A 26,265-nucleotide genomic window follows, 5' to 3' on the forward strand; every position below is an offset into this window, starting at 1 on the left:
CCGGCCGGGGGGGGGGGGGGCGGGGGGGGGGGGGGGGGGGGGGGGGCAGAGGGGTCCTCCTAGTTGACCCCGCGCGACCCGGCCAGCTCCTGCAGCGGTACGGGGACCGCGGCCAGCGTCTCCAGCAGGGTCAGCTCGCGGCGCAGCAGCCGCGACTCGGCGACCAGCCGCCGTCGGGTCGCCGACTCGGCCAGCAGTGCCTGGCGGTCCTCGGCGGTCAGCAACGCGGCCGAGGCGACCAGGTAGGACAGCGCGCGCGGGTCCCCGGCCACCGACCCGAGCAGCTCCCCGGCCGCCGACTCGGCCTCCGGCGCCGGCACCTCCGCGCGCAACCCGGCCACCGCGGTGACGTACCGGGCGAACAGGTCCCCGACTCCGCGCACGAGCACGGCCATCGACCCGCGGGCCACCGAGGAGGCCACCTCCTCGGCCTCGGCGGCGGGAGCCGGGTGCCCGACCAGGCCCTCCTGGTCGCCGGCGGCCTCCTCCGCGGCCTCCTCCTCGGCCAGCCACTCCACCTCGGCGCGCAGGTACGGGGGGTCGTCGGCCGTGTCCCCGCCGACCAGGACGTCGAGCAGGCGGAAGCGGTCGCCCCCCACGCCGACCACCACGAACTCGCCGTCGGGCTGCGGGCGGACCGTCTGCAGGCGGGCGGTGCAGCCGACGTCGTAGAGGGCCTCGGCCGGCGCCACCTGCTCGACCTCCCACCCCTGGCGGATCGCGACCACCCCGAACGAGCGGCCGGGACCCTCGGGGCGGGCGAGGAGGTCCTGCACCAGCCGCCGGTACCGCGGCTCGAAGATGCGCAGCGGCAGCACCACGCCGGGGAACAGAGGGGTCCCGAGCGGGAACAGCGGGATGGTGTCGCCCACGGGCCGAGCCTACGGGGACGGCGGTCCCCGCCCCGGGGTCCGGCCCCGGGGAGCGGGCGGCCCGGCGGCTACCCTGGGGTGTTCCCGCGTCAGCCCCCGCGCACCGTCCCGCGCGCCCCGCCCCGCCCCGGAGGTCCGCCCGTGCTCGCCCGCATCGACCTGCGTGGATCCGCCCTCCCCGGCCCGCGGGAGCTCGCCGCGCTGCTGCCGCGGGCGGCGACCGATGTCGACTCGGTGCTGGCCACGGTCCGCCCGCTGTGCGAGGACGTGCGGGTCCGCGGCGCCCAGGCGGTCCGGGAGATCACCGCGCGGCTCGACGGGGTGGACCTGGAGGACCCTCGCGTCCCCACCGCGGCCATCGCGCGGGCGCTGGAGACCATCGACCCGGCCGTGCGCGCCGCGCTGGAGGAGGCCATCGCCCGGGTCCGGCGGGTGCACGCCGACCAGGCGCGCAGCGACGTCACCACCCAGGTCGTCCGCGGCGGCACCGTCACCGAGCGGTGGGTGCCGGTGCGGCGGGTCGGGCTCTACGTGCCCGGCGGGCTCGCCCCGCTGCTGTCCAGCGTGGTGATGAACGTCGTCCCGGCGCAGATCGCGGGGGTGGAGTCCATCGCCGTCGCCTCCCCGCCGCAGCGCGACCACGGCGGCCTCCCGGACCCCGGCGTCCTGGCCGCCTGCGCGCTGCTGGGCGTCGAGGAGGTCTACGCCGTCGGCGGCGCGCAGGCGATCGCCGTCTTCGGCTACGGCGCGGGTTCCTGCGAGCCGGTCGACATGGTGACCGGGCCGGGCAACGTCTACGTGACGGCGGCCAAGCGGCTGCTCCGCGGGCTGATCGGCATCGACTCCGAGGCCGGGCCGACCGAGGTCGCGATCCTCGCCGACGACACCGCCGACCCGGTGCACGTCGCCGCCGACCTGATCAGCCAGGCCGAGCACGACCCGCTGGCCGGGGCGGTGCTGGTCACCACGAGCGAGGCGCTGGCCGACGCCGTCCTCGAGCTCGTCCCGGGCCAGGTGGCGGCCACCAAGCACGCCGACCGCATCACCACCGCCCTGTCGGGCAGCCAGTCCGGGGTGGTCCTCGTCGACGACGTGGACGCCGGCCTGCGGGTCGTCGACGCCTACGCCGCCGAGCACCTGGAGATCCAGACCCGGGACGCCCGCGAGGTCGCGCGCCGGGTGCGCAACGCGGGCGCGGTCTTCGTCGGCGCGTGGTCCCCGGTGTCGCTCGGCGACTACTGCGCCGGGTCCAACCACGTGCTGCCCACCGGCGGCTGTGCCCGGCACTCCAGCGGGCTGTCCGTGCAGTCCTTCCTCCGCGGCATCCACGTCGTCGAGTACGACGAGCAGGCCCTCGCCGCGGTCGCCGGGCACATCGACGCCCTCGCCGGCGCCGAGGACCTCCCCGCGCACGCCGCCGCCGTCCGGGCCCGGCAGCGCGCATGACGTCGCTGGAGGAGCTCCCGCTGCGGCCGGAGCTGCGCGGCCGCACGCCCTACGGCGCCCCGCAGCTGCCGGCCCGGTACCGGCTCAACACCAACGAGAACCCGCACCCGCTGCCCGACGCCCTGCTCGCCGACCTGGGGACGGCGCTGGGCGCGGCGGCGCTGGATCTCAACCGCTACCCCGACCGGGACGCGCTCGGCCTGCGCGCCGATCTCGCGGCCTACCTGACCCGCACCAGCGGGGAGTCGGTAACCGCCGGGCAGGTCTGGGCGGCCAACGGGAGCAACGAGGTCCTCCAGCAGCTCCTGCAGGCCTTCGGCGGAGCGGGGCGCACGGCCCTGGGCTTCACGCCCTCCTACTCGATGCACCCGATCATCTCCGCGGGCACCGGGACGGCGTGGGTCGACGGGCACCGGCGTCCCGACTTCACCATCGACCCCGCCGCCGCGGCCGCCCAGGTGCGCGAGCTGCGGCCCGACGCGGTGTTCGTCACCAGCCCCAACAACCCGACCGGCACCGCGGTGGCGCTGGACACGATCGCCGAGCTCTACGACGCCTCCGAGGGCGTGGTCGTCGTCGACGAGGCCTACGCGGAGTTCGCGCGCACCGGCACCCCGTCGGCGCTCGCGCTGCTGCCCGGGCGGTCCCGCCTCGTGGTCAGCCGCACGATGAGCAAGGCCTTCGGCATGGCCGGCCTGCGGCTGGGCTACCTGGCCGCGGACGCCGCCGTCGTCGACGCCCTCCAGCTGGTCCGCCTGCCCTACCACCTGTCGTCGCTGACCCAGGCCGCGGCACGGACGGCGCTGGCGCACACCGACGCCCTGCTGGCCACCGTGGCCGCGGTCAAGGACCAGCGGGACCGGATCGTTGCCGCGCTGCCCGGCCTCGGGCTGACCAGCGTGCCCAGCGACGCGAACTTCGTGCTCTTCGGCCGGTTCGCCGACGCCGGCGCGGCCTGGCGGGCGCTGCTCGACCGCGACGTCCTGGTGCGCGACGTCGGGCTGCCCGGCTGGTTGCGCGTCACCGCCGGGACGCCCGAGGAGACCGACGCCTTCCTCACCGCGCTGGGTGAGGTCGCCCCCGACCACCGCCTGGGAGACTGATCACCATGGCCCGCAATGGCATGGCCCGTAACGGCACGGCCCGCACCGCCCGCGTCGAGCGCGAGACCAGCGAGACCAAGCTCGTCGTCGAGCTCGACCTCGACGGCACCGGCACCAGCTCGATCAGCACCGGCGTCGGCTTCTACGACCACATGCTCACCGCGCTGTCGAAGCACAGCGGCATCGACCTCACCGTGCGCGCCGACGGCGACCTGCACATCGACGCCCACCACACCGTCGAGGACGTCGCCATCGCCCTCGGCCAGGCCTTCGCCGAGGCGCTGGGGGACAAGAAGGGCATCACCCGCTACGGCGACGCCACCATCCCCATGGACGAGGTCCTCGCCCAGGCCGCGGTCGACCTCTCGGGCCGGCCGTACTTCGTGCACGCCGAGCCGGAGAACATGACGCCGGTGATCGGGCCGGACTACCCGACCTCGCTCACCCGGCACGTGCTCGAGTCCTTCGCGTTCCACGCGCGGGTCAGCCTGCACGTGCGGGTCCTCCACGCCGGCCGGGACGCCCACCACATCGTCGAGGCCCAGTTCAAGGCGCTGGCGCGGGCGCTGCGCGCCGCGGTGGCCCTGGACCCGCGGGTCACCGACGTCCCCTCGACCAAGGGCGCGCTGTAGGCGGTGCTGTTCCCGGTCCTGCTGCTGCTGGTCGGTGGCTTCCTGCTCGGCGGTGCGTGGAGCATCTGGAAGGCCGACTCCGACACCCACGGCCGCACCGGCCCGCAGGTGTTCTTCGCCGTGGTGCTGCTCGTCGCGGCCGTGCTGGCGACCGCGGCCGGGATCCTGCGGCTGTTCTGACCGTCAGCGCCGCGCCGCCGCGGCGACCGCGCCGGCGGCGAGGAGCGCGGCCATCCCTGGGAGGCGGCGGCGCGGCAGCGCCCGCACCGCGGCGGTGCCCAGCCCCCAGGCGACCGCGGCCGGGTAGGCCGGGGAGACCGGGTGCCGTCGGGTCACCCACGTGGCGACCCCACCGGCCAGGCCGACGACGGCGACCGCCCACGGCGTCCGGCCCGGGGGGAGGTCGGCGTACCCCTCGCCGATCACGACCTCCGTCGTGCCGGCCGCTGCCGCCACGGTGACCCAGCCGGCGAACAGCGCCAGCGGGACGCGGACCAGCCACGCCTCCGCCGCGCCGTCCGCCTCGCCCCGCCGGGGAGCGGCCCGCTGGTAGGCGGTCGCCGCCGCGGCCACGGTGCCGGCGATGGCGGGCAGCTGCCGCCGCGGCGGCCCGGGCACCCGGACCCAGAGACCGGCCAGGGCGTAGGCGAGGGCGACCGGCCAGCCGGTCCGCCGCAGCAGGGGATCGGTGCGGCGCGACGGACGGGCGGTGTGCGTCGCGTACCCGACGGCGCCGGCGTAGATCGGCCCCCAGATGCCGAACGCCCAGGGGGTGGGGAGGACGAGGCTCGGGCTGCGGGTGCCGTCCTCGAAGTCCTCGGTCACCCCGCCGACGATGCCGGCGGCCACCCCGGCGGCCACCGCGACGCCGCGCAGTCGATCGCCGGCCCGCGCAGCGCCCGGCGATCGTGGCTCCACGCCGTCCAGTGTGAGCACGGCCGCACGCGGCGGCCAGCCGGAACACGGTCATCGCCGGGAACGCTGGTCGGTAGCGTGGGCAGCGTGAAGAAGGTCGTCGTCCTCGACTACGGGTCGGGCAACCTGCGCTCGGCCGAGCGGGCCCTCGCCCGGGTGGGTGCCGACGTCACCGTCACCGCCGACCGCGAGGCCGCGCTGGAGGCCGACGGCCTCGTCGTCCCCGGTGTCGGGGCCTTCGCCGCCTGCATGGCCGGCCTGCGCGCCGTCGACGGCCCGCGGGTGATCGGCCGCCGGCTGGCCGGGGGCCGGCCGGTGCTCGGGGTGTGCGTGGGGATGCAGGTCCTCTTCGAGCGGGGCGTCGAGCACGGCCACGACGTCGAGGGTTGCGGCGAGTGGCCGGGTGTCGTGGAGCCGCTGAAGGCCCCGGTGCTGCCGCACATGGGCTGGAACACCGTGCAGGCGCCCGAGCGCAGCGTGCTGTTCGACGGGCTGGCCGACCAGCGGTTCTACTTCGTGCACTCCTACGGGGTGCGCAACTTCTCGCTCGGCGCCGACGGCCCGCCCTCGCCGCTCGCGCCCCCGCTGGTCACCTGGGCCGAGCACGGCGACCGCTTCGTCGCCGGGGTGGAGAACGCCGCCCTGTCGGCGACCCAGTTCCACCCCGAGAAGAGCGGGGACGCCGGGGCCCAGCTGCTCACCAACTGGCTGCGGACGCTGTGACATGGTCGGCCTTCCGGCCGACACCGCGGCCACGTGCCGTCCCCGGCCGCCGCCAAGCCGTGCGCCCGCACCGCTCGTCGGGGACCCTGCGGGCCCCGCTCCTCCCGGGCGCACCGCGGCCACGTGCCGTCCCCGGCCGCCGCTGAGCCCCGCGGCCCCGCACCGCTCGTCGGGGACCCTGCGGGCCCCGCTCCTCCCGGGCGCACCGCGGCCACGTGCCGTCCCCGGCCGCCGCTGAGCCCCGCGGCCCCGCACCGCTCGTCGGGGACCCTGCGGGCCCCGCCCCTCCCGGGCGCACCGGCCGCGACTGCGGGGGAGTCGCGAGCCGAGCCCGGGCGCCCACCCGTGCCGGGCGCGCCGGCTCAGCTGCGCAGGTAGGAGGCGCCGTTGACGTCGATGATCGTGCCGGTCGCGAACCGGGCGCCCGGGCTGGCCAGCCACAGCACCGCGGCGGCCACCTCGTCGGGCCGCGCCACCCGCCCGTAGGGCGACTGCGCCCGCACCGCGTCCCCGCCCGGACCGTCGAGCACCTCGCGGGCCATCTCGGTCTGCACGAACCCCGGGGCCACGGTGCCCACCGCGATGCCGTGCGGGGCCAGCGCGACCGCCATCGACTGGCCGAAGGCGTTGAGGCCGGCCTTCGAGGCGCCGTACGCGGGCGTCTCCGGCTCGCCGCGGAAGGCGCCGCGGCTGGAGACGTTCACGACCGCCCCACCGCCCGCGGCCACCAGGTGCGGCACGGCGCGGAACGTGGCGTTGGCCGCGCCCACCAGGTTGACCGCCAGCGTGCGCGACCACGCGGCCTGCCACTCGGCGTAGGAGACGCTCAGCGGGGGGTGGGCGGTGAAGACGCCGGCGTTGTTGACCAGCACCCGCAGCCCGCCGAGCCGCTCGGCCGCCTCGTCCACCATCCGGCCGACCGCGTCGGCGTCGGCCAGGTCGGCCTGCACGAGCACGTGCCCGCTGCCGGGCAGCTCGGCCAGCACCCGTCCGGCGCGCTCCCGGGAGCCGCCCCAGTGCACCGCGACCCGGTCGCCGGCGGCGGCGAAGGCGTGCGCGACCGCCCGCCCGATGCCGCGCGAGGCGCCGGTGACCAGCACCGGCCGGGACGTCTGCTCGTCTGCCACGGCGGTGGAGTCAACCAGCCGTGCCCGGAGCCCGCGTCACCACCGTCCGCGGTGCACCACCTCGGCGACCGGTCGGCGGCCCCGGCGCAGCGAGGGGGAGCGGCGGTCGCCGTCCCCCGGGTAGCCGACCGAGACGCACCCCACCGGGCGGTGGTCGGCGGGCACACCGAACGCCGCCCGGAAGGCCGGCACCCGGTCGCCGGGGACGCCGAAGAAGCAGGCGCCGAGCCCCTCGTCGACCGCGGTGAGCAGCATGAGCAGCGCGGCCATCCCGGCGTCGACGTCCCAGTAGGGAACCGGCCAGCGCGCCTCGTCGCGGTCGGTCCAGCCCTTGTCGGGCTCGGCGTAGCGCTCCAGGTAGGCCGCCTTCGACGACAGCGGTACGACCAGCAGCGGGGCGCGGCGCATGCGGGACAGCCACGCGTCCGGGGCCCCCTCGCCCGCGGTCACCGACCAGAACAGCTCCCGGTCGGCGGGGGTCTCCAGGACCAGGAACGCCCACCCCTGGCTGAACCCGGCCGACGGGGCGCGCAGCGCGTGCTCGAGGAGCCGCTCGCGCACCTCCGGCGGCACGGGCCGGTCGGGGTCGTAGTCGCGGACCATGCGCCGCCTGCGGACGACCTCGGCGAACTCCACGGCCGCAGCCTGTCACCGCGCGGCGGGCACCCCGCGACCGGCCCGCACCGCGCGTCCCGGCCGGGCGCGACCGGTCCTGTCGGTGGGCCCCGGCAGGGTGAGCGGCATGACCCCCGACCTGTCCGGCGCCGTCGCCCTCGTCGCCGGCGCCACCCGCGGGGCCGGCCGGGGCATCGCCCGGGCCCTGGGCGAGGCCGGCGCCACCGTCTGGTGCACCGGGCGCAGCACCGCCGGCCGGCCGTCGGAGTACGGCCGCCCCGAGACGGTCGAGGAGACCGCCGAGCTGGTCACCGCTGCCGGCGGCCGGGGGGTCCCCGTGGTCGTCGACCACCTCGACCCGGCGCAGGTCCGGTCCCTCGTCGCCCGCATCGAGGTGGGGTGCGGCCGGCTCGACGTCCTCGTCAACGACGTGTGGGGTGGCGAGCTGCTGTTCGAGTGGGACGTCCCGCTCTGGGAGCACGACCTCGACCGGGGACTGCGGCTGCTGCGCCTCGGCGTCGAGACCCACCTCGTCACCAGTTCCGCCGCCCTGCCGCTGCTGGGCCGCCGCCCGGGCGGGCTGGTCGTCGAGATGACCGACGGGACGGTGGCGTACAACGCGACCACGGTCCGCGTGAACGCCTTCTACGACCTGGCGAAGTGGTCGGTGCTCCGGCTGGCCGTCGCCCAGGCCCACGACCTGCGCCCGCACGGCGGCACGGCGGTCGCCCTCACCCCGGGCTGGCTGCGCTCGGAGATGATGCTCGACGAGTACGGCGTGACGGAGGCGACCTGGCGGGAGGCGTGCGCCGCCCACCCGCACTTCTGCATCTCCGAGAGCCCGCTGTACGTCGGCCGCGCCGTCGCCGCGCTGGCCGGCGACCCCGACCGCGCCCGCTGGTCGGGCCGGTCCACCTCCAGCGGGGAGCTGGCCCGGGTGTACGGCTTCGCCGACACCGACGGCACGCAGCCGGACGCGTGGCGCTACGTCGTCGAGGTGCAGGACGCCGGCGGCCCCGCCGACGACACGGGGTACCGGTGAGCGTCGCGGGCGGACAGACCGCCCCCCCGACCGAGCGGGAGGAGACCGTTCCATGACGGGACGCGTCGAGGGCAGGGTGGCGTTCGTGACCGGGGCCGGTCGCGGGCCGGGCCGGGCGATCGCGGTGGGGTTGGCGCAGGAGGGGGCCGACGTCGTCGCCCTCGACGTCGGCGCCCCGCTGCCCGGCATCCCCTACGCCCACCCGACGACGGCCGACCTCGAGGAGACCGTCGCGCAGGTCGAGTCGCACGGCCGACGGTGCACACCGGTGGTGGCCGACATCCGGGACCTCGCCGGCATGCGGGCCGCGGTCGACCCCGGGTCGCCGAGCTCGGCCGCCTCGACGTCGTCGTGGCCAACGCCGCCATCTGCAGCGCCGCGCCCTGGGACCAGGTCACCGAGGAGCAGTTCCGCACCACCCTCGACATCGACGTCACCGGTACCTGGAACACCGCGATGGTCGGCGCCCCGCACCTGGTGCGCGCCGGCGGCGGGTCCGTCGGGCTGGTCAGCTCCGCGGCGGGTCTCGAGGCGACCCCCTTCATGGTCCACCACACGACCAGCAAGTGGGCGCTGCGCGGGATGGCCCGGGCCGATGCTCAACATGCTGCCGGTCGAGTCGACCGAACCCGGGGACGTCGCCTCCTCGGTGCTCTTCCTCGCCTCCGACGAGAGCCGCTACGTCACCGCGCACGAGCTCGCCGTGGACGCCGGGATGTCAGCGATGTGACCCGGGCGGCTCTCTACGCTGTCGGACGTGCCGAAGCTGCAACTGCTCCCCGCCGTCGACGTCGCCGACGGCCGGGCCGTCCGTCTCGTCCAGGGGGAGGCGGGCAGCGAGACCGCCTACGGCGACCCGCTGGAGGCCGCACTCACCTGGCAGCGGGACGGCGCCGGGTGGGTGCACCTGGTGGACCTCGACGCCGCCTTCGGGCGGGGCAGCAACCGGGAGCTGCTGGCCCGGGTGGTGGGCGAGCTGGACGTGGACGTCGAGCTCTCCGGGGGCATCCGGGACGACGAGTCGCTGGCCGCGGCGCTGGCCACCGGGTGCCGCCGGGTCAACCTGGGCACCGCGGCCCTGGAGTCCCCGGACTGGTGCGCCCGCGCGATCGCCGAGCACGGTGACCGCATCGCCGTCGGCCTCGACGTGCGCGGCACCCGGCTGGCGGCACGGGGCTGGACCCGCGAGGGCGGCGAGCTGTACGAGACCCTCGCCCGCCTGGACGCCGAGGGCTGCGCCCGCTACGTGGTCACCGACATCACCAAGGACGGCACCCTGCGCGGTCCCAACCTGGACCTGCTCCGCGAGGTGTGCGCCGCCACGCCGCGGCCGGTGGTCGCCTCCGGCGGGGTCAGCTCGCTCGACGACATCCGCGCGCTGGCCGCGCTCGCCCCGGTCGGCGTCGAGGGCGCCATCGTCGGCAAGGCCCTCTACGCCGGCGCCTTCACGCTGCCCGAGGCGCTGAGGGTGACCGAGGAGCTGGCGTGAGCGTCGTCCGGTTCGGCTCCGACACGCCCTGGGAGGCGGTGGTCGGCTACAGCCGCGTCGTCGTCCACGGCGACATGGCCTGGGTCAGCGGCACCACGGCCACCGTCGCCGGTGCCGTCGTCCACCCCGGGGACGCCGGGGCGCAGACCCGCCAGGCGCTGGCCAACCTCGCCGAGGCGCTCGAGCGGGCCGGGTTCACCGTCGCCGACGTCGTCCGCACGCGGCTGTTCGTCACCGACATCTCGCGCTGGGAGGAGGTCGGCCGGGCCCACGGGGAGGTCTTCGGCGACGTCCGCCCGGCCACCTCGATGGTGCAGGTCGCCGCGCTGATCGACCCGGCGATGCTGGTCGAGGTCGAGGCCGACGCGGTCCGCAAGGTACCGGCATGAGCCTCGCCGTGCGCGTCATCCCGTGCCTGGACGTCGATGCGGGACGGGTGGTGAAGGGGGTCAACTTCGTCGACCTGCGGGACGCCGGCGACCCGGTGGAGATGGCCCGCGTGTACGACGCGGAGGGCGCCGACGAGCTGACCTTCCTCGACATCACGGCCAGCTCCGGTGACCGGGAGACCACCTACGACGTCGTCCGCCGCACCGCCGAGAGCGTGTTCATCCCGCTCACCGTCGGCGGCGGGGTGCGCAGCGCCGAGGACGTCGACCGGCTGCTGCGGGCCGGGGCGGACAAGGTCGCGGTCAACACCGCCGCGGTCGCCCGCCCCGAGCTGATCGACGAGATCACCGACCGGTTCGGCAACCAGGTGCTCGTGCTCTCGCTCGACGCCCGCCGGTGCCGGGACGGCGCGGTCACCGGCTCCGGGTTCGAGATCACCACCCACGGCGGGCGGCGCGGCACCGGCCGCGACGCCGTCGAGTGGGTGGTGGAGGCCGCCACCCGGGGGGTCGGGGAGGTGCTGCTCAACTCGATGGACGCCGACGGCACCGAGGCCGGCTTCGACCTGGAGCTGATCCGGGCGGTGCGCCGGGAGGTCACCGTGCCGGTCATCGCCAGCGGGGGCGCCGGGCGGCCCGACCACTTCCCGCCGGCGGTCGCGGCCGGGGCCGACGCCGTCCTGGCCGCCACCGTCTTCCACTTCGGCAGGATGCGCATCGGCGAGGTCAAGGCCGCGCTGGCCGGCGCGGGCGTCCCCGTGCGCGCCGAGGCCGACACGCCCCTGCGCGGCGGAGTGGATCCGTCGGTGTGACGCCGATCGGTGTGACGCCGACGGATCCACTCCGCTAGGACGTTTCGGCGCGTGCGACGTCGCGCCGGCCGGAAGCCCAGAGCAGCAGCTCCAGCGGCTCCCCGGTGACGGTGCGGCGCCCCGCCCCCGCGCGCTTCTCGCGGCCCGGCACGTCGCTGCGGCGCAGCACCGCCCCACCGGGCACCCGCCGCGCGAACAGGACGGCGGCCGGCCACAGGGCGTCCTGGTCGGCGCGGGGCAGCGTCCGCGGGGACCACCCCGGCTGCGCCCGCCGGACGTCCTCGTGGTGGACCGCGAACTCGGCGGTGTTCACCAGGCGCGACACCGGCGGCCAGGCCAGCGGGGACCAGGCCGGCGGACCCGACCGCACCGCCGCGACCACCTGCGGGTAGGGCGTGCGCTCCCGCATCCGGTCCTCCAGCCGGTGCGCGTGCTCGGTGAGCGGCCGGGCCAGCGCGACCTGCTCCAGGCCGAACCCGGGCATCGCGTCGGGCCGGCGCTCGCGGACCACGAGGTGGGCGGCGAGGTGGGCGGTGGTCCAGCCGGCGCAGCAGGTGGGGGCGTCGGGGCCCGTGCGGTCGAGCAGGTCGGCGAGGGCGGCGCGCTCGCGCTGGTCCAGCGGCCGGGAAGCTTCGGTCACCGGACGGGGTTACCGACGGGGCGGGCCCGGGAAACCGGAGGCGATCGCTTAGCCGCCCTAAGTAGAGTCGTGGGCACCGCCCGTCACGAGCACCGAGGAGACCCGTGCCCCGCCGCCGAGACGCCACGCTCCGGCGAGGGATGCGCCACGTCGCCCGCGCCATCCGCGAGCAGCCGGGCATGTTCACGCTGGCCTTCGTCGCCAGCAGCCTCTACGGCGCCATGACGGTGGCCAGCGCCTACGTGATCGGCGAGGTGACCGAGCGGGTCGTCCTCCCGGCCTTCGAGCGCGGGGCGACGACCGCCGCCGCGCTCACCCTCACCGCCGCGGCCGTCCTGGGCGTCGCCGTCCTCAAGATCTTGGGCATCATCGGCCGGCGGCTGTTCGCCGGGGTGATGAGCTACCGGCTGCAGGCGGCCTACCGGCGACGGGTGACCGCCCAGTACCTGCGGTTGCCGCTGTCCTGGCACCAGCGCCACCCGACGGGGCAGCTGCTGTCCAACGCCAACTCCGACGTCGAGGCGGCCTGGTTCTTCGTCGCGCCGCTGCCCTTCGCCTGCGGCGCGATCGTCATGATCGCCATCACCGTCGCCGCCCTGGTGGCCACCGACCCGTGGCTGGCCCTCGTCGGGCTGGTCGTGTTCCCCCTGGTGTTCGTGGTCAACGCGGTCTACTCGCAGGTGATGGCCCCGCGGATGGCGCGGGCCCAGCAACTGCGCGCCGAGGTCAGCGAGATCGCCCATGAGAGCTTCGACGCCGGCCTGGTGGTCAAGACGCTGGGCCGGGAGGACGTCGAGACCCGCCGGTTCGCCGCCCGCGCCGCCGAGCTGCGCGACGGGCTGGTGGCCGTGGGCCGGGTGCGCGGGCTGTTCGACCCGCTCATGGAGGCGCTGCCCAACCTCGGCACCCTCGCCGTCCTGCTCATCGGCGCCGGGCGGGTCGCCGACGGCGCCACGGACGCCGGTGCCCTGGTCTCGATCGCCTACCTGTTCACCCTGCTCGCCCTCCCGATCCGCGCGATCGGCTGGGTGCTGGCCGACCTGCCGCGCGCCCTGGCCGGCTTCGACCGGGTGACGCCGGTGCTCGACGCGACCGGCGAGACGGTGCACGGGGACACCCCGGCGACCGCCGCGGGCGGCGGCGGCGCGGACCTGGCCGTCCGGGAGCTCGCCTTCCGCTTCGACGGCGTCGAGCGGCCCACCCTCGAGGGCGTCACCTTCGACGTCGCGGCGGGGAGCACCGTCGCGGTCGTCGGGCCCACGGGCTCGGGCAAGTCGACGCTGGCCGGGCTCCTCGTCCGCCTGGTCGACCCCGAGAGCGGCGCGGTGCTGCTCGACGGCGTGGACGTCCGGGCGCTGCGCGAGGGGGAGGTCAGCGGGCAGGCGGCCTTCGTCGCGCAGGGCACCTTCCTGTTCGACGACACCGTGCGCGGCAACGTCACCCTCGGCGCCGACCTGCCCGACGAGGAGGTGTGGGCCGCGCTGCGGGCGGCCGCCGCGGACGGCTTCGTCGCGCGGCTGCCCGAGGGCCTCGACACCCGGGTGGGGGAGCGGGGCGCGACGCTCTCCGGCGGCCAGCGCCAGCGCCTGGCGCTGGCCCGCGCGGTGGTGCGCCGGCCGCGGCTGCTCGTGCTGGACGACGCCACGAGCGCGGTCGACCCCGCGGTCGAGGCCCGGATCCTCGACGCGCTGCGCGACAGCGAGCGCCCGACGACGGTCGTGGTGGTCGCCTACCGGCAGGCCACGATCGCCCTCGCCGACGAGGTGGTGTGGCTGGCCGGGGGCCGGGTGGCCGCCCGCGGCTCGCACGAGGAGCTGCTCGCCTCGGTCCCCGGCTACGCGGCGCTGGTCCGGGCCTACGGCCAGGCGGAGGTGGCGGCGTGACCCGCACCGCTCCGCCGGCCGCGGACCCCGCGGCCCGGCCGGCGGCGGCGCACCGCACCGAGGGGGCGCTGGCCACCCTGCGGCGGGGGCTGGCGATGATGCCGGAGTTCCGCCGCGGGCTGCCGGCCACCTTCGCCCTCGCCCTGGTCGCCACCGCCGGCCGGGTCGTGGTGCCGATCGCCGTCCAGCAGGTCATCGACCGCGGCCTGGCCGGCCCCGGCGGGCCCGACCTGGACCTCGTCCGCGACGTGGTGCTGCTGAGCGCGGGAGTCGTCGTGATCACCGCCGTGGCGGTGTACCGGATGAACGTCCGGCTGTTCCGGACGACGGAGACCGCGCTGGCCGGCCTGCGGGTGCGCGCCTTCCGGCACGTGCACGACCTGTCCGTGCTGCACCAGCAGGGGCAGCGCCGCGGCTCGCTGGTCTCCCGGGTGACCAGTGACGTCGACCAGCTCTCCACCTTCATGCAGTGGGGCGGCGTGCTCGGCGTGGTCAGCCTCGGCCAGCTGCTCGTGGCCACCGCCGTCATGGCCGTCTACTCCTGGCAGCTGACCCTGCTCGTCGTCGTCTGCTTCGTCCCGCTGGCCGTCGCGGTCCGCCACTTCGCCCGTCTGCTGGCCGAGGCCCACGGCCTGGTCCGCGAGCGGGTGGGCGACCTCCTGGCCGCGGTGTCGGAGTCGGTGGTCGGCGCCGCCACGGTGCGCGCCTACGGCATCGGTGAGCGCACCGCCGCCCGCATCGACCGCGCCGTCGGCCGGCACTACACCAGCCAGGTGCGCGCCCAGCGGGTCACCGCCGCGGTGTTCGTCAGCGGCGAGTTCGTCGCGGCGGTGGCGAACATCGCCGTCGTCGTGGTCGGCGTGCTGCTCGGCGTCGGCGGGGACCTCACCGCCGGGACCCTCGTCGCCTTCCTGTTCCTGGTCACCCTGTTCGTCGCCCCGGTGCAGACCGCCACCGAGGTGCTCAACGAGGCGCAGAACGCCGTCGCCGGCTTCCGCCGGGTCCTCGACGTCCTGGAGCTCGAGCCCGACATCCGCGACCCCGCCGCCGTCGACCCCGCGCACGCCCGCGAGCTGCCGCCGGGCCCGCTCGGCGTGCGCTTCGAGCACGTCACCTTCCGGTACGCCCCCGGCGCCCGGGCGGCGCTGGTCGACGTCGACCTGGAGATCGCCCCGCGCCGCCGGGTGGCGGTCGTCGGCGAGACCGGCTCGGGGAAGACGACGTTCGCCAAGCTGGTCACCCGGCTGATGGACCCCGGGGAGGGGCGGGTCCTCATCGGCGGCATCCCCCTGGCCGAGGTGGCGTTCGACTCGCTGCGCGAGCGGGTGGTCATGGTGCCCCAGGACGGCTACCTCCTCGACGCCTCGATCGCCGACAACGTCCGGTACGGCCGGCCGGGGCTGACCGACGACGCGGTGCGCGCGGCCTTCGACGAGCTGGGCCTCTCCGCGTGGGTCGCGGGGCTGCCGGACGGCGTCGCCACCCGGGTCGGCCAGCGCGGCGAGTCGCTGTCGGCCGGGGAGCGGCAGCTGGTCGCCGTGGCCCGCGCCCACGTCGCCGAGCCCGACCTCCTGGTGCTCGACGAGGCGACCAGCGCGGTCGACCCGGCCACCGAGCGGCGGCTGACCCGGGCCCTGGACGCCCTCACCGCGGGCCGCACGACGCTCACCATCGCCCACCGGCTGTCCACCGCCGAGCGGGCCGACGAGGTGCTCGTCGTCGACGGCGGCCGGGTGGTCCAGCGCGGGACGCACGCGCAGCTGGTCCGCGCCGAGGGGCCCTACGCCCGGCTGCACGCCTCCTGGCGCCGGTCGTCCTCGGGGGAGGCCCGGCCCGCCGGGTGAGCCACCGGACGCCGTGGTCGCCGCCGCCCGGCGTGCCCCGCCTGCCGGGCGGCGGCTGCCCCTACCCTCTCGACCCGTGCCCCCCTCCACCGGCCGCAGCGCCCGCGGCGACGTCCCGCCGGCCGACCCCCGGATGCCGGGTGCCGCGATCGGCGCCGTCGTCCTGGGCTTCGTCGGGGCGCTGCCGCCGGCCTTCGTCGCCTTCTTCGCCGTCGCGCTCGGCGGGCTGACCGCCGACGCCGGCCCCGACCCGTGGACGTACCTGCTCCTGGCCGTCCCGGTCGTCCAGGCGGTCGCGGCCGTGCTGCTCCTCGCCCGCCGCGCCTGGTTGCCGACGGTCCTGGCCGTGCTGCCGGTGGGGCTGTTCACCGGCGGGGTGATCTGGGCCGCCGCCCAGGCGGCCGAGCCCTCCGGCCTGGGCTGGCCGTTGCTGCTGCTCGTCGCGCCGGTGGGCGCGGCCGTGCTGGCGGCCACGGCCCGGGTGCGCCGCTGGGTGGCCGGCCGGCCGCGCCGCGGGCGCTGACCTGCCGGCGCCGGCAGCCCCCGCCCGGCGCCCCGCCGGCCCTACAGTCCCGGGCATGGCGGTGGTCCGGGGCCTGCGGTCGGCGCCCGCGCGCACCCGGACCGGGGCCCGCCGCCCGCCCCGGCCGGACGCCCTCCCGCAGACGCCCGCCGGCGCCCGGAGGCCGCGGCCGGCGAGCGCCGCCGCGGCCTCCGGGGTGCTCGTGGCGGCCCAGGAGATCCACCTCGCCTACCTGCTGTGGGAGCCGGAGCCCGGTTGGCACTGGTACCTGGTGGCCCTGGCGCTGCCGATCGCGCTCGCCGTCCTCGGCGCGGCGCTGGTCTGGCGGGGCCGGCCCCGGGGCTGGCAGGTGCTCGCCGCGGCCGCCGCCCTCCCGCTGCTGGGCGTGCTCGGTCTCGCCGGGCTGTTCGCGGCGCTCGGCGGCGGGCGGGCCCTGCCGTGGGCGCTGCTGCTGCTCGTCGGCCCGCTCGCGGCGCTGGTGCTGGCCACCCGTCGCCCGGTCCGGGAGTGGACCGCACCCCGCCGGGCGACGCGTCGGCCGAGGCCACCCCGGACGGCGGCCCGCGCCCGCTAGCGTTCGGTCCGTGACGGAGACCGACGTCGTCGTGGTGGGTGCGGGGCTGGCCGGGCTGGTCGCCACCGCCGAGCTGGCCGATGCCGGCCACCGGGTCGTGCTGCTCGAGCAGGAGCCGGAGGCGTCCCTGGGCGGGCAGGCCTTCTGGTCCTTCGGCGGGCTGTTCCTCGTCGACTCCCCGGAGCAGCGCCGGCTGCGGGTGCGCGACTCCCTGGAGCTGGCCCGCCAGGACTGGTTCGGCACGGCCGGCTTCGACCGCCCCGAGGACCACTGGCCGCGCCGCTGGGCCGAGGCCTACCTCCGGTTCGCGGCGGGGGAGAAGCGCGCCTGGCTGCGCGAGCAGGGCGTCGGCTTCTTCCCGGTGGTCGGCTGGGCCGAGCGCGGCGGCTACACCGCCACCGGCCACGGCAACTCGGTGCCGCGCTTCCACATCGTGTGGGGCACCGGCCCGGGGCTGGTCGAGCCGTTCGCCCGCCGGGTGCGCGCCGCGGTGGAGCGCGGGCTGGTGCAGCTGCGGTGCCGGCACCGGGTCGACGGGCTCGTGGTCGACGGCGGGGCGGTGACCGGGGTGCGCGGTGCCGTCCTCGAGCCCAGCGACGCCGCCCGCGGCCAGGCCAGCTCCCGGGTGGCGACCGCGGCGTTCGAGGTGAGCGCCCAGGCCGTGGTCGTGACCTCCGGCGGCATCGGCGGCAACCACGACCTGGTGCGGCAGAACTGGCCGGCGCGCCTGGGCCCGGCGCCCCGCCGGCTGCTCTCCGGCGTCCCCGCGCACGTCGACGGCCGCATGCTGCAGGCGACCGAGGCCGCCGGGGCCCACGTCATCAACTCCGACCGCATGTGGCACTACACCGAGGGCGTGGCCAACCACAGCCCGGTCTGGGACCGCCACGGCATCCGCATCCTCCCCGGCCCGTCGTCCCTCTGGCTGGACGCCACCGGCCGGCGGCTGCCGGTCCCGCTCTTCCCCGGCTTCGACACCCTCGGCACCCTGGCGCACATCGGGACGACCGGCCACGAGCACACCTGGTTCGTCGCCACCCGCAAGATCGTGGAGAAGGAGTTCGCGCTCTCCGGCTCCGAGCAGAACCCCGACCTCACCGGCCGCGACCTCCGGCTGCTGCTCACCCGCGTCCGCGCGGGGGTCGCCGAGCCGGTGCGGGCCTTCCTCGACCGCGGCGAGGACTTCGTCGTCGCCCGCACCCTGCCCGAGCTGGTGGCCGGGATGAACCGGGTCACCGGCGGCGAGCCCGAGCTCGACCTCGCCGCCGTCGAGGCCGAGGTCGTCGCGCGCGACCGCGCGGTCGGCAACCCGTTCACCAAGGACCTCCAGCTCACCGCGGTCCGGGGTGCGCGCAGCTACCTCGGCGACAAGCTCATCCGGGTGGCCCCACCGCACCGGCTGCTCGACCCCGCCGCCGGCCCGCTGGTCGCCGTCCGGCTCAACCTGCTCACCCGCAAGACCCTCGGCGGGCTGGAGACCGACCTGTCCGGACGGGTGCTGCGCCCCGACGGCACCGTGTTCACCGGGCTGTACGCCGCCGGCGAGGTCGCCGGCTTCGGCGGCGGCGGCGTGCACGGCTACCGCTCGCTCGAGGGCACCTTCCTCGGCGGCTGCCTGTTCTCCGGGCGGGTGGCCGGCCGCGCGCTGGCCGCGGCGCTGTGACCGCGCCGCGCGACCCCTGGGCCGACCCGGCCACCGACACCGCGCCCGGCGCGCCCTACGCCGGCCCCCCGGCCACGGTGCCCCCGCCGGCCTGGGGAGCGGCACCCGGCTGGGCGCCGGCGCCACCCGGCTGGGGGCCGGCGCCACCCGGCTGGGGGCCGGTGCCGCCCGGGTGGGCGGATCCCGGCCGGCCGCCGCCCGCCGGCCCCCGCCGCCCCGGGCAGGTGGTGGCCGCCGCCGTCCTCGCCTTCGTGCAGGCCGCCCTCGTCGGGCTGACCTCGGCCTACCTGCTGCTGGTCGCCTCGGTGTTCGCCCTCTCCGGGGGCGACCCCGCGTTCCCCTGGGACGGCGGGGCGCTGGCCACCGAGGCGACCGCGCTGGCGCTGGTGCAGATCGCCTCCGTGGTGCTCCTCGTCGCGGCCGGCGTGCTGGCCCTCACCCGCCGCGGCCGGGCCGCCCGCGGCAGCCTGCTGGCCGCCCACGGCGTGCAGGTGGCGCTCGCCGTGTACTGGGGGGTGCGCCTGGTGTCGCTGGCCGGGGCGGCCGTGGGCTCGGGGGCCTCCGGGGTGCTGCTGGTGGCCGTGCTGTGCTTCGCCGCGATGCCGGCCGTCGGGCTCGGCCTCCTCGTGGGTGCCCCGGCCCGCGCCTGGTTCTCCGGCGCGGGGCCTGCCGCGTCCCCGGGCGGGGGAGCCGCCGGGCGGTGAGCGGGGCGGTCGCGGCCGGGTGGGACGATCGGCGCATGCCCGCCCCCGCCGCCGAACCGGCCCTGGACCCCGCCGTCGCCGCGCTGCTGCGCCGCGACGCCGCCGGGCTGGTCGCCGCCGTCGTCCAGCAGCACGACAGCGGCGAGGTCCTCATGGTCGCCTGGATGGACGACGAGGCCCTGCGGCGCACCCTCGCCACCGGGCGGGCCACCTACTGGTCGCGCAGCCGCGCGGAGTACTGGGTGAAGGGGGAGACCTCCGGGCACCGGCAGTGGGTGCGCGAGGTCCGCCTCGACTGCGACGGCGACGCCCTGCTCGTGCTGGTCGACCAGGAGGGCCCGGCCTGCCACACCGGCAGCCGCAGCTGCTTCTCCCGCCCCCTGGAGGTGACCCGTGCGGCTGGGTGAGACCGTCCCGTCCCGGGAGGCCTTCGCGGCCCTCGACCAGCCGGTCGTCCCGGTCACCCGCCGGCTGCTCGCCGACGGCGCGACCGCGGTCGGGGTCTACCGGGCCCTCGCCGGCAACCGCCCCGGGACCGTGCTGCTGGAGTCGGCCGAGCAGGGCAAGCGCTGGGCCCGCTACAGCTTCGTGGGGGTGCGCAGCGCCGGCGTGCTCACCGAGGCCGACGGCGCCACCCGGTGGCTGGGCGACCCCCTGCCCGGGCTGACCGACGACCTGCCCGCCGACCCGCTGGCCGCCGTCCGCACGCTGGCCCGCCGGCTGCGCTCGCCCCGCGACCCCGGGCTGCCGCCGCTGACCGGCGGCCTGGTCGGCTACCTGGGCTACGACGTCGTCCGCCGGCTGGAGCGGCTGCCGGAGACCAGCACCGACGACCTGGGCATGCCCGAGCTGGCGATGTCGCTGGTCACCGACCTGGCGGTGCTCGACCACCACGACGGCACGGTGCTGCTCATCGCCAACGCGCTGCGCCCCGGTGCGGACCCGGGTGCTGCGTGGGACGACGCCGTCGCCCGGCTGGACGCCATGACCGCCGACCTCACCAAGGCCGGTTCCCCCGGCGTGGCCACCTTCGCCACGGCCGAGCCGCCGCCGGTCACCAGCACCATGGCGCCGGGGGAGTACGAGGCCGCCGTGGAGACCGTGCGCGAGCACATCCGGGCCGGCGACGCCTTCCAGGTGGTGCTCGCCCAGCGGTTCGAGGTCCGCACGCGGGTGGACGCGCTCGACCTCTACCGGGTGCTGCGGGCGACGAACCCCTCGCCGTACATGTACCTGCTGCGCTTCGCCGGCCGGGAGTCACCCTTCGACGTCGTGGGGTCCTCGCCCGAGGCCCTGGTCACGGTGACCGGCCGCTCCGCGGTGGTGCACCCGCCGGCCGGCACCCGCCCGCGCGGGGCGACGCCGGAGGAGGACCTCCGGCTGGCCGAGGGGCTGCTCGCCGACCCCAAGGAGCGCGCCGAGCACGTGATGCTGGTCGACCTCGCCCGCAACGACCTCGGCCGGGTGTGCGTCCCGGGGACCGTCGAGGTGCCCGACTTCATGCGGGTCGAGCACTACAGCCACGTCATGCACCTGGTGTCCACCGTGGCCGGCGAGGTCGCCCCCGAGTGGGACGCCCTCGACGTCGTCGACGCGACCTTCCCGGCCGGCACCGTCTCCGGTGCGCCCAAGCCGCGCGCGATGGAGATCATCGAGTCCCTGGAGCCCACCCGCCGCGCGCTGTACGCGGGCACCGTCGGCTACGTCGACGCCAGCGGCGACCTGGACATGGCCATCGCCATCCGCACCGCGGTGCTGCACCAGGGCCGGGCGTACGTGCAGGCCGGGGCCGGGATCGTGGCCGACAGCGACCCCGCCACCGAGGAGGCCGAGACCCGGCACAAGGCGCGGGCCGTGCTCACCGCCATCGCCACGGCGGAGGGCATGCGGGAGCTGCGGTGAGCAGCCAGGGGCGCGAGCCGGGCGGGCCGCCGGCGGCCGGTGGGGCACCGGCGACCGGTGCGGCGGCCCGCGGGCACCGGCGGGAGACGACCGCGGCCGTCGTGGGCTCGGCCCTCGCCGGCGGGCTGGCCCTCTCCGCCGGCGGGCAGGCCTGGCTGACGCTGACGGTCGCCCGCCCGGCCCCGCTGCCGCCGACGACCGACGTCCTCACCGGCGGGGAGACCGCCCCGCTGGTCCCCGCGGCCGGCCTGCTCCTGCTCGCGGCCGCGGTGGCCGTCGTCGCGGCCCGCGGCGCCGGGCGGCGGGTGGTCGGCCTGCTCACCGCGCTGGCCGGGGGCGTGCTCGGCTGGTCCGGGCTGCGCCCGCTGGTGGGGGACCCGGCCGCCGGCGTCGGCGCGAGCGCCGACGTGCACGCCGGCTGGCCGCTGCTCGCCGTCGCAGCCGGGGTCGTCGCGGTCGCGGCGGGCCTGCTCACCGTCCTGCGCGGGCCGTCCTGGCCCGGCCTGGGACGGCGCCACGAGCGGACCGGGCAGCCCTCGGCGGCCCGCCCGCGCACCGACGGGGACCGCGCCCTGGACGCCTGGCGGGCGCTCGACCGCGGCGAGGACCCGACCGACGACCCGACCGACGCCCCGACCGACGACCCGACCGGGGACCGGGCCGATGGCCCGACCGACGACCCGACCGGGGACCGGCCGGGGCCGCCGACGGCAACCGTGCGGGCTACCCACCGGGCGGGCGCTGGACACCCGCCCGTCCCACCCCGCGGTCCGGCCCGGGGGCGCCGCACCTAGAGTGGGGCGCACCGACCCGGGCGGGGGACGCCCACCGAACCACCGGCAGCGGGGAGCGCTCGTGTCCGTGCTCGACGAGATCGTCGCCGGGGTCCGCGAGGACCTCGCCGCCCGGGAGTCGCGGACCCCGCTGACCGAGGTGAAGGCCGCCGCCCGGGACACCCGGCCGGCGCTGGACGCCCTGGCCGCGCTGCGCGCCCCCGGCGTCGGCGTGATCGCCGAGGTCAAGCGGCAGAGCCCGTCGAAGGGCGCGCTCGCCGACATCCCCGACCCCGCGGTGCTCGCCCGCCAGTACGCCGACGGCGGCGCCCGGGTGATCAGCGTGCTCACCGAGCGGCGGCGCTTCGGCGGGGCGCAGGCCGACCTCGCCGCCGTCCGGGCCGCCGTCGACGTCCCGGTCCTGTGCAAGGACTTCGTGGTCTCCAGCTACCAGGTGCACGAGGCCCGCGCGCACGGGGCCGACGTCGTCCTGCTCATCGTCGCCGCGCTCGAGCAGAACGCCCTCCTGGGCCTGCTGGAGCGGGTCGAGTCGCTCGGCATGACCGCCCTCGTCGAGGTGCACACCGAGGCCGAGGCAGACCGCGCGCTGGCCGCCGGCGCCTCGGTCATCGGGGTCAACGCCCGCGACCTCACCACGCTGGCCGTCGACCGCTCGACGTTCGAGCGGATCGCACCGGGCCTGCCCTCGGAGATCGTCAAGGTGGCCGAGTCCGGCGTCCGGGGCCCCCACGACCTCATCTCCTACGCCGCGGCCGGCGCCGACGCCGTGCTCGTCGGCGAGGGCCTGGTCACCGCCGGCGACGCCCGCCAGGCCGTCGCCGACCTGGTGACCGCCGGGTCGCACCCGGCCACCCCGCGCACCACCCGCTGAGAAGGACCCCGTCCTCCCCACCCCGCGCTCCGCGCGGGGCGGTGCCCGGGACGGGGCCAGGAGCCGAGGCGGGACCCCGTCCTCCCCACCCCGCGCTCCGCGCGGGGCGGTGCCCGGGACGGGGCCAGGAGCCGAGGCGGGACCCCGTCCTCCCCACCCCGCGCTCCGCGCGGGGCGGTGCCGGGACAGGGGCCGCGGCGCGCTCGGTCCCGGTCCCCACCGGGACCGAACCGCCGGTCGCGTCCACCCCTCCACCACCACACCCGCCGCGCGCGGGACACTGGCGTCATGACCACGAGCGCCGTCTCACCGCCGGAGGACCGTCTCGAGCCGCCCCGGCCGAGCTGGCCCGACGCCACCGGCCACTTCGGGGTCTTCGGCGGCCGGTTCGTCCCCGAGGCCCTGGTCGCCGCGCTCGACGAGCTCACCGAGGCCTACCGGGCGATGCGCGTCGACCCGGCCTTCCTCGCCGAGTTCGCGCAGCTGCAGCGCGACTACACCGGCCGGCCGAGCCCGCTCACCGAGGTGCCGCGCTTCGCCGAGCACTGCGGGGGCGCCCGGGTGCTGCTCAAGCGCGAGGACCTCAACCACACCGGCTCGCACAAGATCAACAACGTGCTGGGCCAGGCGCTGCTGACCCGGCGGATCGGCAAGCAGCGGGTCATCGCCGAGACCGGCGCCGGCCAGCACGGCGTCGCCACCGCGACGGCGGCGGCGCTCCTGGGGCTGTCCTGCACCGTCTACATGGGCGAGGAGGACACCCGCCGGCAGGCGCTCAACGTCGCCCGCATGCGGCTGCTCGGTGCCGAGGTGGTCCCGGTCACCACCGGGTCGCGCACCCTCAAGGACGCGATCAACGAGGCGTTCCGCGACTGGGTCACCAACGTGGAGACCACCAACTACGTGTTCGGCACCGTCGCCGGGCCGCACCCCTTCCCGGAGATGGTCCGCGACTTCCAGCGGGTCATCGGCGACGAGGCCCGCGCCCAGGTGCTCGAGCGCGAGGGCCGGCTGCCCGACGCCGTGCTGGCCTGCGTCGGGGGCGGCTCCAACGCCATCGGCATCTTCACCGCGTTCGTGCCCGACGAGGGGGTCCGGCTGCTCGGCCTCGAGGCCGGTGGGGACGGCGTCGAGAGCGGTCGGCACGCGGCCACCATCACCGGCGGGAGCCCCGGCGTCCTGCACGGCGCCCGCTCCTACCTGCTGCAGGACGACAACGGCCAGACCGTCGAGTCGCACTCGATCAGCGCCGGCCTGGACTACCCCGGCGTCGGCCCCGAGCACTCCCACCTGCACGACATCGGCCGGGCGGAGTACCGCCCGGTGACCGACGCCGAGGCCATGGAGGCCTTCGCCCTGCTGTGCCGCACCGAGGGCATCATCCCGGCGATCGAGTCGGCGCACGCCCTGGCAGGCGCGATGCGGCTCGGCCGCGAGCTCGGACCGGACGCGCTGCTGCTGGCCAACCTCTCCGGCCGGGGCGACAAGGACGTCGAGACCGCCTCGCGCTGGTTCGGTCTCGGCGACGCCGGGCACGTCGAGCCCGGCGCCGGCATGGACACCGACCAGCGGCCCACCGAGGGTGCGGTCAGCAACGACGAGGCCGTCGCCGGCCGGGAGGCGGGTGGAGCGGCGTGAGCTCGCACCTGGCGGAGGTCCTGGCCGGGACCAAGGCGCACGGCCGGGCGGCGCTGATCGCCTACCTGCCGGTCGGCTACCCCAGCGTCGAGGGGTCGATCGCGGCGATGGTCGCGGCGGTGGAGAACGGCGCCGACGTCGTCGAGGTCGGCGTCCCCTACAGCGACCCGGGCATGGACGGGCCGGTCATCCAGCAGGCGGTGGACGTCGCCGTCCGTGCGGGCGTGGGCATGCGCGACGTGCTCCGGGCCGTCGAGGCGGTCGCCGACGCGGGGGCGGTGCCCGTGGTGATGACCTACTGGAACCCCGTCGAGCGCTACGGCGTCGACCGGTTCGCCGCCGACCTGGCGGCCGCCGGGGGAGCGGGGACGATCACCCCCGACCTCATCCCCGAGGAGGCCGGTCCCTGGCTGGCCGCCGCCGAGGAGCACGACCTCGACCGGGTCTTCCTCGTCGCCCCGTCGTCCACCGACGCGCGGCTGGCCTCCACCACCGCGGCCTGCCGCGGGTTCGTCTACGCCGCCTCCACGATGGGCGTCACCGGCACCCGCGCCACCGTCGGCGACGCGGCGGAACGGCTGGTCGGCCGGACCCGCGCGGTCGCCCCCGGCCTCGCCGTCTGCGTCGGCCTCGGGGTCTCCGACGCCGCCCAGGCCGCGCAGGTGGCGGGGTTCGCCGACGGCGTCATCGTCGGCTCGGCCTTCGTCCGCACCGTGCTGGACGCCGACGGGGACGTGCAGCGGGGCGCCGCCGCGGCCGGCCGGCTGGCCGCCGAGCTGGCCACCGGCGTGCGGGACCGGGTCCCGGCGTGAACCTGGCCGTGATCCCGAGCCCCACGCAGGCGGTGTGGGAGGTCGGCCCGCTGCCGATCCGGGCCTACGCGCTGTGCATCATCGCCGGCATCGTCGCCGCCATCTGGATCACCCAGCGCCGCTGGGTCGCCCGGGGCGGCGCCGCCTCCGACGTCCTGGACATCGCCGTCTGGGCCGTGCCCTTCGGCATCGTCGGCGGCCGGCTCTACCACGTCGTGTCCAGCCCCCGGGCCTACTTCGGCGAGGGCGGCGACCCGCTGCGCGCCTTCGCCATCTGGGAGGGCGGGCTCGGCATCTGGGGGGCCATCGCCCTCGGCGCGGTCGGCGCCTGGATCGCCTGCCGCCGGATGGGCATCCCGCTGCCGGCCTTCGGTGACGCCCTCGCCCCCGGGCTGCTGGTCGCCCAGGCCATCGGCCGGCTCGGCAACTGGTTCAACAACGAGCTCCACGGCGGGCCCACCGACCTGCCCTGGGCGCTGCGCATCTACGAGTGGACCGGCACCGAGGCGGTCCGCGGCCCGGACGGCGCCCCGGTCGTGCTCGGGACCTTCCACCCGACCTTCCTCTACGAGCTGCTGTGGAACCTGGCCGCGGCGGCGGTCGTCGTGTGGGCCGACCGGCGGTTCCGGCTCGGCCACGGCCGCGCCTTCGCGCTCTACGTCGCCAGCTACTGCGCGGGCCGGGTGTGGATCGAGGTGCTGCGCACCGACCCGGCCGAGACTCTCCTCGGCGTGCGGCTCAACGTCGTCACCTCGGTGGTGGTCGGCCTGCTCGCCGTGGCCTACATGGTGTGGCAGCGCGGGCGCCCGCGGGAGGTCATCACCCGGGGCCGTGACATGGCCGACACCGCGGCGGGTCCGCGGCGGCACGGCCGGGCGGGCAGGTCGGCGCCGTCCACCCCGGGCCCCGCCGCGGACGGCGGAACGCCAGGTGGGGACGCCACCGCGCCACGCCGAGAACCCTGACGGCGGCACGCCGCCACCCCGGGCTCACCGGGGGGTGCCCGTGTGACGCGTGTGTACCCTCTTGCCAGACCCTCCCAGCGATCCTGGCGGGGGTCGCACGCGTCGGAACCGGGCCAGCGCCGCCCCGCGGACGACAGCCCCGGGGGCACCCACCCCCTGGGCTCGCGAGCCGGCCGGCCCGGTGGTCCGCCCGACCGCCGGCCCCCGGCTCTCCCGCAGTGCCACCCCCTCCGCCCTCATCGACCACCGGCCCGGGCACCAGCCCCACCGCCCCCCGTCGCCGACGA

General features: G+C 77.3%; 28 protein-coding genes and 2 pseudogenes. 25 read left to right on the forward strand and 5 right to left on the reverse strand.

Translation table 11 applies throughout. The features are described 5' to 3' along the window. Positions 1-59 precede the first annotated feature (59 nt). Positions 60-872: an LON peptidase substrate-binding domain-containing protein gene (locus tag D0Z06_RS05070; protein WP_117376283.1), complete on the reverse strand. Its 813-nt coding sequence runs from the start codon at positions 870-872 to the stop codon at positions 60-62. Positions 873-1,013: 141 nt separating this feature from the next. On the opposite strand from D0Z06_RS05070, the gene hisD reads away from it, so the two are divergent. The 4 genes from hisD to D0Z06_RS25655 are packed head-to-tail and all read left to right on the forward strand — an operon-like array spanning position 1,014 to position 4,233. Beyond that, on the forward strand, positions 1,014-2,318 hold the full coding sequence (gene hisD, locus D0Z06_RS05075) for a histidinol dehydrogenase (RefSeq protein ID WP_117376284.1): 1,305 nt from the start codon (positions 1,014-1,016) through the stop codon (positions 2,316-2,318). Continuing rightward, positions 2,315-3,421: a histidinol-phosphate transaminase gene (locus D0Z06_RS05080; protein WP_117376285.1), complete on the forward strand. Its 1,107-nt coding sequence runs from the start codon at positions 2,315-2,317 to the stop codon at positions 3,419-3,421. Before hisD ends, D0Z06_RS05080 begins: the two co-directional genes overlap by 4 nt. 20 nt (positions 3,422-3,441) lie before the next feature. After that, positions 3,442-4,053: an imidazoleglycerol-phosphate dehydratase HisB gene (gene hisB, locus D0Z06_RS05085; protein ID WP_117376406.1), complete on the forward strand. Its 612-nt coding sequence runs from the start codon at positions 3,442-3,444 to the stop codon at positions 4,051-4,053. 3 nt (positions 4,054-4,056) lie between these two features. Then, complete coding sequence (locus D0Z06_RS25655; protein WP_199522135.1) at positions 4,057-4,233, forward strand: hypothetical protein; 177 nt, start codon at positions 4,057-4,059, stop codon at positions 4,231-4,233. A gap of 3 nt (positions 4,234-4,236) precedes the next feature. Here the strand turns inward: D0Z06_RS25655 and D0Z06_RS05090 are convergent, their stop codons facing one another. Further along, positions 4,237-4,971 carry a hypothetical protein gene (locus D0Z06_RS05090; protein WP_147331980.1) on the reverse strand — a complete coding sequence of 245 codons (735 nt, stop codon included), beginning with the start codon at positions 4,969-4,971 and terminating at the stop codon, positions 4,237-4,239. A gap of 84 nt (positions 4,972-5,055) precedes the next feature. Between D0Z06_RS05090 and hisH the strand changes: the two genes are divergently transcribed. Then, positions 5,056-5,691 carry an imidazole glycerol phosphate synthase subunit HisH gene (gene hisH / locus D0Z06_RS05095; RefSeq protein WP_117376407.1) on the forward strand — a complete coding sequence of 212 codons (636 nt, stop codon included), beginning with the start codon at positions 5,056-5,058 and terminating at the stop codon, positions 5,689-5,691. Between the two features lie 362 nt (positions 5,692-6,053). Here hisH and D0Z06_RS05100 read toward each other — a convergent pair whose 3' ends face one another. Then, the gene (locus D0Z06_RS05100) at positions 6,054-6,818 is read right to left on the reverse strand and encodes an SDR family NAD(P)-dependent oxidoreductase (protein WP_117376287.1); all 765 of its coding nucleotides are present in this window, start codon (positions 6,816-6,818) and stop codon (positions 6,054-6,056) included. Between the two features lie 36 nt (positions 6,819-6,854). Beyond that, positions 6,855-7,454 (reverse strand): nitroreductase family protein, encoded by a 600-nt coding sequence (locus tag D0Z06_RS05105; protein WP_117376288.1) that lies wholly within the window; start codon positions 7,452-7,454, stop codon positions 6,855-6,857. A gap of 106 nt (positions 7,455-7,560) precedes the next feature. Between D0Z06_RS05105 and D0Z06_RS05110 the strand changes: the two genes are divergently transcribed. The 7 genes and pseudogenes from D0Z06_RS05110 to hisF all read left to right on the forward strand — a co-directional run bounded on the left by D0Z06_RS05110 (position 7,561) and on the right by hisF (position 11,165). Then, positions 7,561-8,475: an SDR family oxidoreductase gene (locus D0Z06_RS05110; RefSeq protein ID WP_117376289.1), complete on the forward strand. Its 915-nt coding sequence runs from the start codon at positions 7,561-7,563 to the stop codon at positions 8,473-8,475. A gap of 52 nt (positions 8,476-8,527) precedes the next feature. After that, a pseudogene (locus D0Z06_RS27070) lies at positions 8,528-8,779 on the forward strand (SDR family NAD(P)-dependent oxidoreductase); the annotation flags it as partial. Between the two features lie 47 nt (positions 8,780-8,826). Continuing rightward, positions 8,827-9,030, forward strand: a pseudogene (locus tag D0Z06_RS27075) (SDR family NAD(P)-dependent oxidoreductase); the annotation flags it as partial. 40 nt (positions 9,031-9,070) lie between these two features. After that, a complete protein-coding gene (locus tag D0Z06_RS26695) occupies positions 9,071-9,205 on the forward strand; it encodes an SDR family oxidoreductase (protein WP_255419331.1) in 135 nt (44 codons plus the stop codon). A gap of 27 nt (positions 9,206-9,232) precedes the next feature. After that, complete coding sequence (gene priA / locus D0Z06_RS05120) at positions 9,233-9,964, forward strand: bifunctional 1-(5-phosphoribosyl)-5-((5-phosphoribosylamino)methylideneamino)imidazole-4-carboxamide isomerase/phosphoribosylanthranilate isomerase PriA (protein ID WP_117376290.1); 732 nt, start codon at positions 9,233-9,235, stop codon at positions 9,962-9,964. Then, on the forward strand, positions 9,961-10,353 hold the full coding sequence (locus D0Z06_RS05125; RefSeq protein WP_117376291.1) for a RidA family protein: 393 nt from the start codon (positions 9,961-9,963) through the stop codon (positions 10,351-10,353). Before priA ends, D0Z06_RS05125 begins: the two co-directional genes overlap by 4 nt. Beyond that, positions 10,350-11,165, forward strand: coding sequence for an imidazole glycerol phosphate synthase subunit HisF (gene hisF / locus D0Z06_RS05130; RefSeq protein ID WP_117376292.1), 816 nt, complete (start codon positions 10,350-10,352; stop codon positions 11,163-11,165). Before D0Z06_RS05125 ends, hisF begins: the two co-directional genes overlap by 4 nt. A gap of 34 nt (positions 11,166-11,199) precedes the next feature. On the opposite strand, the gene D0Z06_RS05135 is transcribed toward hisF, so the two are convergent. After that, entirely contained in the window at positions 11,200-11,805 is a 606-nt protein-coding gene (locus D0Z06_RS05135; protein ID WP_117376293.1) for a TIGR03085 family metal-binding protein, read from the reverse strand. Between the two features lie 140 nt (positions 11,806-11,945). Here D0Z06_RS05135 and D0Z06_RS05140 point away from each other — a divergent pair, with 140 nt between their 5' ends. From D0Z06_RS05140 to lgt, 13 genes are all read left to right on the forward strand, one after another. Continuing rightward, entirely contained in the window at positions 11,946-13,688 is a 1,743-nt protein-coding gene (locus D0Z06_RS05140; protein WP_117376294.1) for an ABC transporter ATP-binding protein, read from the forward strand. Continuing rightward, positions 13,685-15,532 (forward strand): ABC transporter ATP-binding protein, encoded by a 1,848-nt coding sequence (locus D0Z06_RS05145; protein WP_233517456.1) that lies wholly within the window; start codon positions 13,685-13,687, stop codon positions 15,530-15,532. Before D0Z06_RS05140 ends, D0Z06_RS05145 begins: the two co-directional genes overlap by 4 nt. 76 nt (positions 15,533-15,608) lie before the next feature. Further along, positions 15,609-16,055 carry a hypothetical protein gene (locus D0Z06_RS05150; protein ID WP_117376295.1) on the forward strand — a complete coding sequence of 149 codons (447 nt, stop codon included), beginning with the start codon at positions 15,609-15,611 and terminating at the stop codon, positions 16,053-16,055. A gap of 55 nt (positions 16,056-16,110) precedes the next feature. Next, on the forward strand, positions 16,111-16,629 hold the full coding sequence (locus D0Z06_RS05155) for a hypothetical protein (RefSeq protein ID WP_117376296.1): 519 nt from the start codon (positions 16,111-16,113) through the stop codon (positions 16,627-16,629). A 10-nt stretch (positions 16,630-16,639) separates the two neighbouring features. Further along, a complete protein-coding gene (locus tag D0Z06_RS05160) occupies positions 16,640-18,292 on the forward strand; it encodes an FAD-binding dehydrogenase (protein ID WP_117376297.1) in 1,653 nt (550 codons plus the stop codon). Beyond that, entirely contained in the window at positions 18,289-18,996 is a 708-nt protein-coding gene (locus D0Z06_RS05165; RefSeq protein WP_117376298.1) for a hypothetical protein, read from the forward strand. The genes D0Z06_RS05160 and D0Z06_RS05165 overlap by 4 nt, the downstream gene beginning before the upstream one ends. Before the next feature lie 35 nt (positions 18,997-19,031). Further along, the gene (gene hisI / locus D0Z06_RS05170; protein WP_117376409.1) at positions 19,032-19,403 is read left to right on the forward strand and encodes a phosphoribosyl-AMP cyclohydrolase; all 372 of its coding nucleotides are present in this window, start codon (positions 19,032-19,034) and stop codon (positions 19,401-19,403) included. Further along, positions 19,390-20,898 (forward strand): anthranilate synthase component I, encoded by a 1,509-nt coding sequence (locus tag D0Z06_RS05175; RefSeq protein ID WP_117376299.1) that lies wholly within the window; start codon positions 19,390-19,392, stop codon positions 20,896-20,898. Before hisI ends, D0Z06_RS05175 begins: the two co-directional genes overlap by 14 nt. Beyond that, complete coding sequence (locus tag D0Z06_RS05180; protein WP_117376300.1) at positions 20,895-21,692, forward strand: Trp biosynthesis-associated membrane protein; 798 nt, start codon at positions 20,895-20,897, stop codon at positions 21,690-21,692. The genes D0Z06_RS05175 and D0Z06_RS05180 overlap by 4 nt, the downstream gene beginning before the upstream one ends. 61 nt (positions 21,693-21,753) lie before the next feature. Further along, positions 21,754-22,563, forward strand: coding sequence for an indole-3-glycerol phosphate synthase TrpC (gene trpC, locus D0Z06_RS05185; RefSeq protein ID WP_117376301.1), 810 nt, complete (start codon positions 21,754-21,756; stop codon positions 22,561-22,563). A gap of 288 nt (positions 22,564-22,851) precedes the next feature. Beyond that, complete coding sequence (gene trpB / locus D0Z06_RS05190) at positions 22,852-24,201, forward strand: tryptophan synthase subunit beta (protein ID WP_117376302.1); 1,350 nt, start codon at positions 22,852-22,854, stop codon at positions 24,199-24,201. Further along, positions 24,198-25,013, forward strand: coding sequence for a tryptophan synthase subunit alpha (trpA, locus tag D0Z06_RS05195; RefSeq protein WP_117376303.1), 816 nt, complete (start codon positions 24,198-24,200; stop codon positions 25,011-25,013). Before trpB ends, trpA begins: the two co-directional genes overlap by 4 nt. Continuing rightward, positions 25,010-25,978, forward strand: coding sequence for a prolipoprotein diacylglyceryl transferase (gene lgt, locus D0Z06_RS05200; protein WP_117376304.1), 969 nt, complete (start codon positions 25,010-25,012; stop codon positions 25,976-25,978). Before trpA ends, lgt begins: the two co-directional genes overlap by 4 nt. Positions 25,979-26,265: the final 287 nt, after the last annotated feature.

This window comes from Geodermatophilus marinus (assembly GCF_003428645.1).
Classification (GTDB): Bacteria; Actinomycetota; Actinomycetes; order Mycobacteriales; family Geodermatophilaceae; genus Geodermatophilus.

Coding starts and splice junctions, on each gene's coding strand:
- D0Z06_RS05110 (WP_117376289.1), top strand. CDS start 7,561: ATGACCCCCGACCTGTCCGGCGCCGTCGCCCTCGTCGCCGGCGCCACC.
- D0Z06_RS05140 (WP_117376294.1), top strand. CDS start 11,946: ATGCGCCACGTCGCCCGCGCCATCCGCGAGCAGCCGGGCATGTTCACG.
- D0Z06_RS26695 (WP_255419331.1), top strand. CDS start 9,071: ATGCTCAACATGCTGCCGGTCGAGTCGACCGAACCCGGGGACGTCGCC.
- D0Z06_RS05080 (WP_117376285.1), top strand. CDS start 2,315: ATGACGTCGCTGGAGGAGCTCCCGCTGCGGCCGGAGCTGCGCGGCCGC.
- hisF (WP_117376292.1), top strand. CDS start 10,350: ATGAGCCTCGCCGTGCGCGTCATCCCGTGCCTGGACGTCGATGCGGGA.
- trpB (WP_117376302.1), top strand. CDS start 22,852: ATGACCACGAGCGCCGTCTCACCGCCGGAGGACCGTCTCGAGCCGCCC.
- D0Z06_RS05155 (WP_117376296.1), top strand. CDS start 16,111: ATGGCGGTGGTCCGGGGCCTGCGGTCGGCGCCCGCGCGCACCCGGACC.
- hisI (WP_117376409.1), top strand. CDS start 19,032: ATGCCCGCCCCCGCCGCCGAACCGGCCCTGGACCCCGCCGTCGCCGCG.
- hisB (WP_117376406.1), top strand. CDS start 3,442: ATGGCCCGTAACGGCACGGCCCGCACCGCCCGCGTCGAGCGCGAGACC.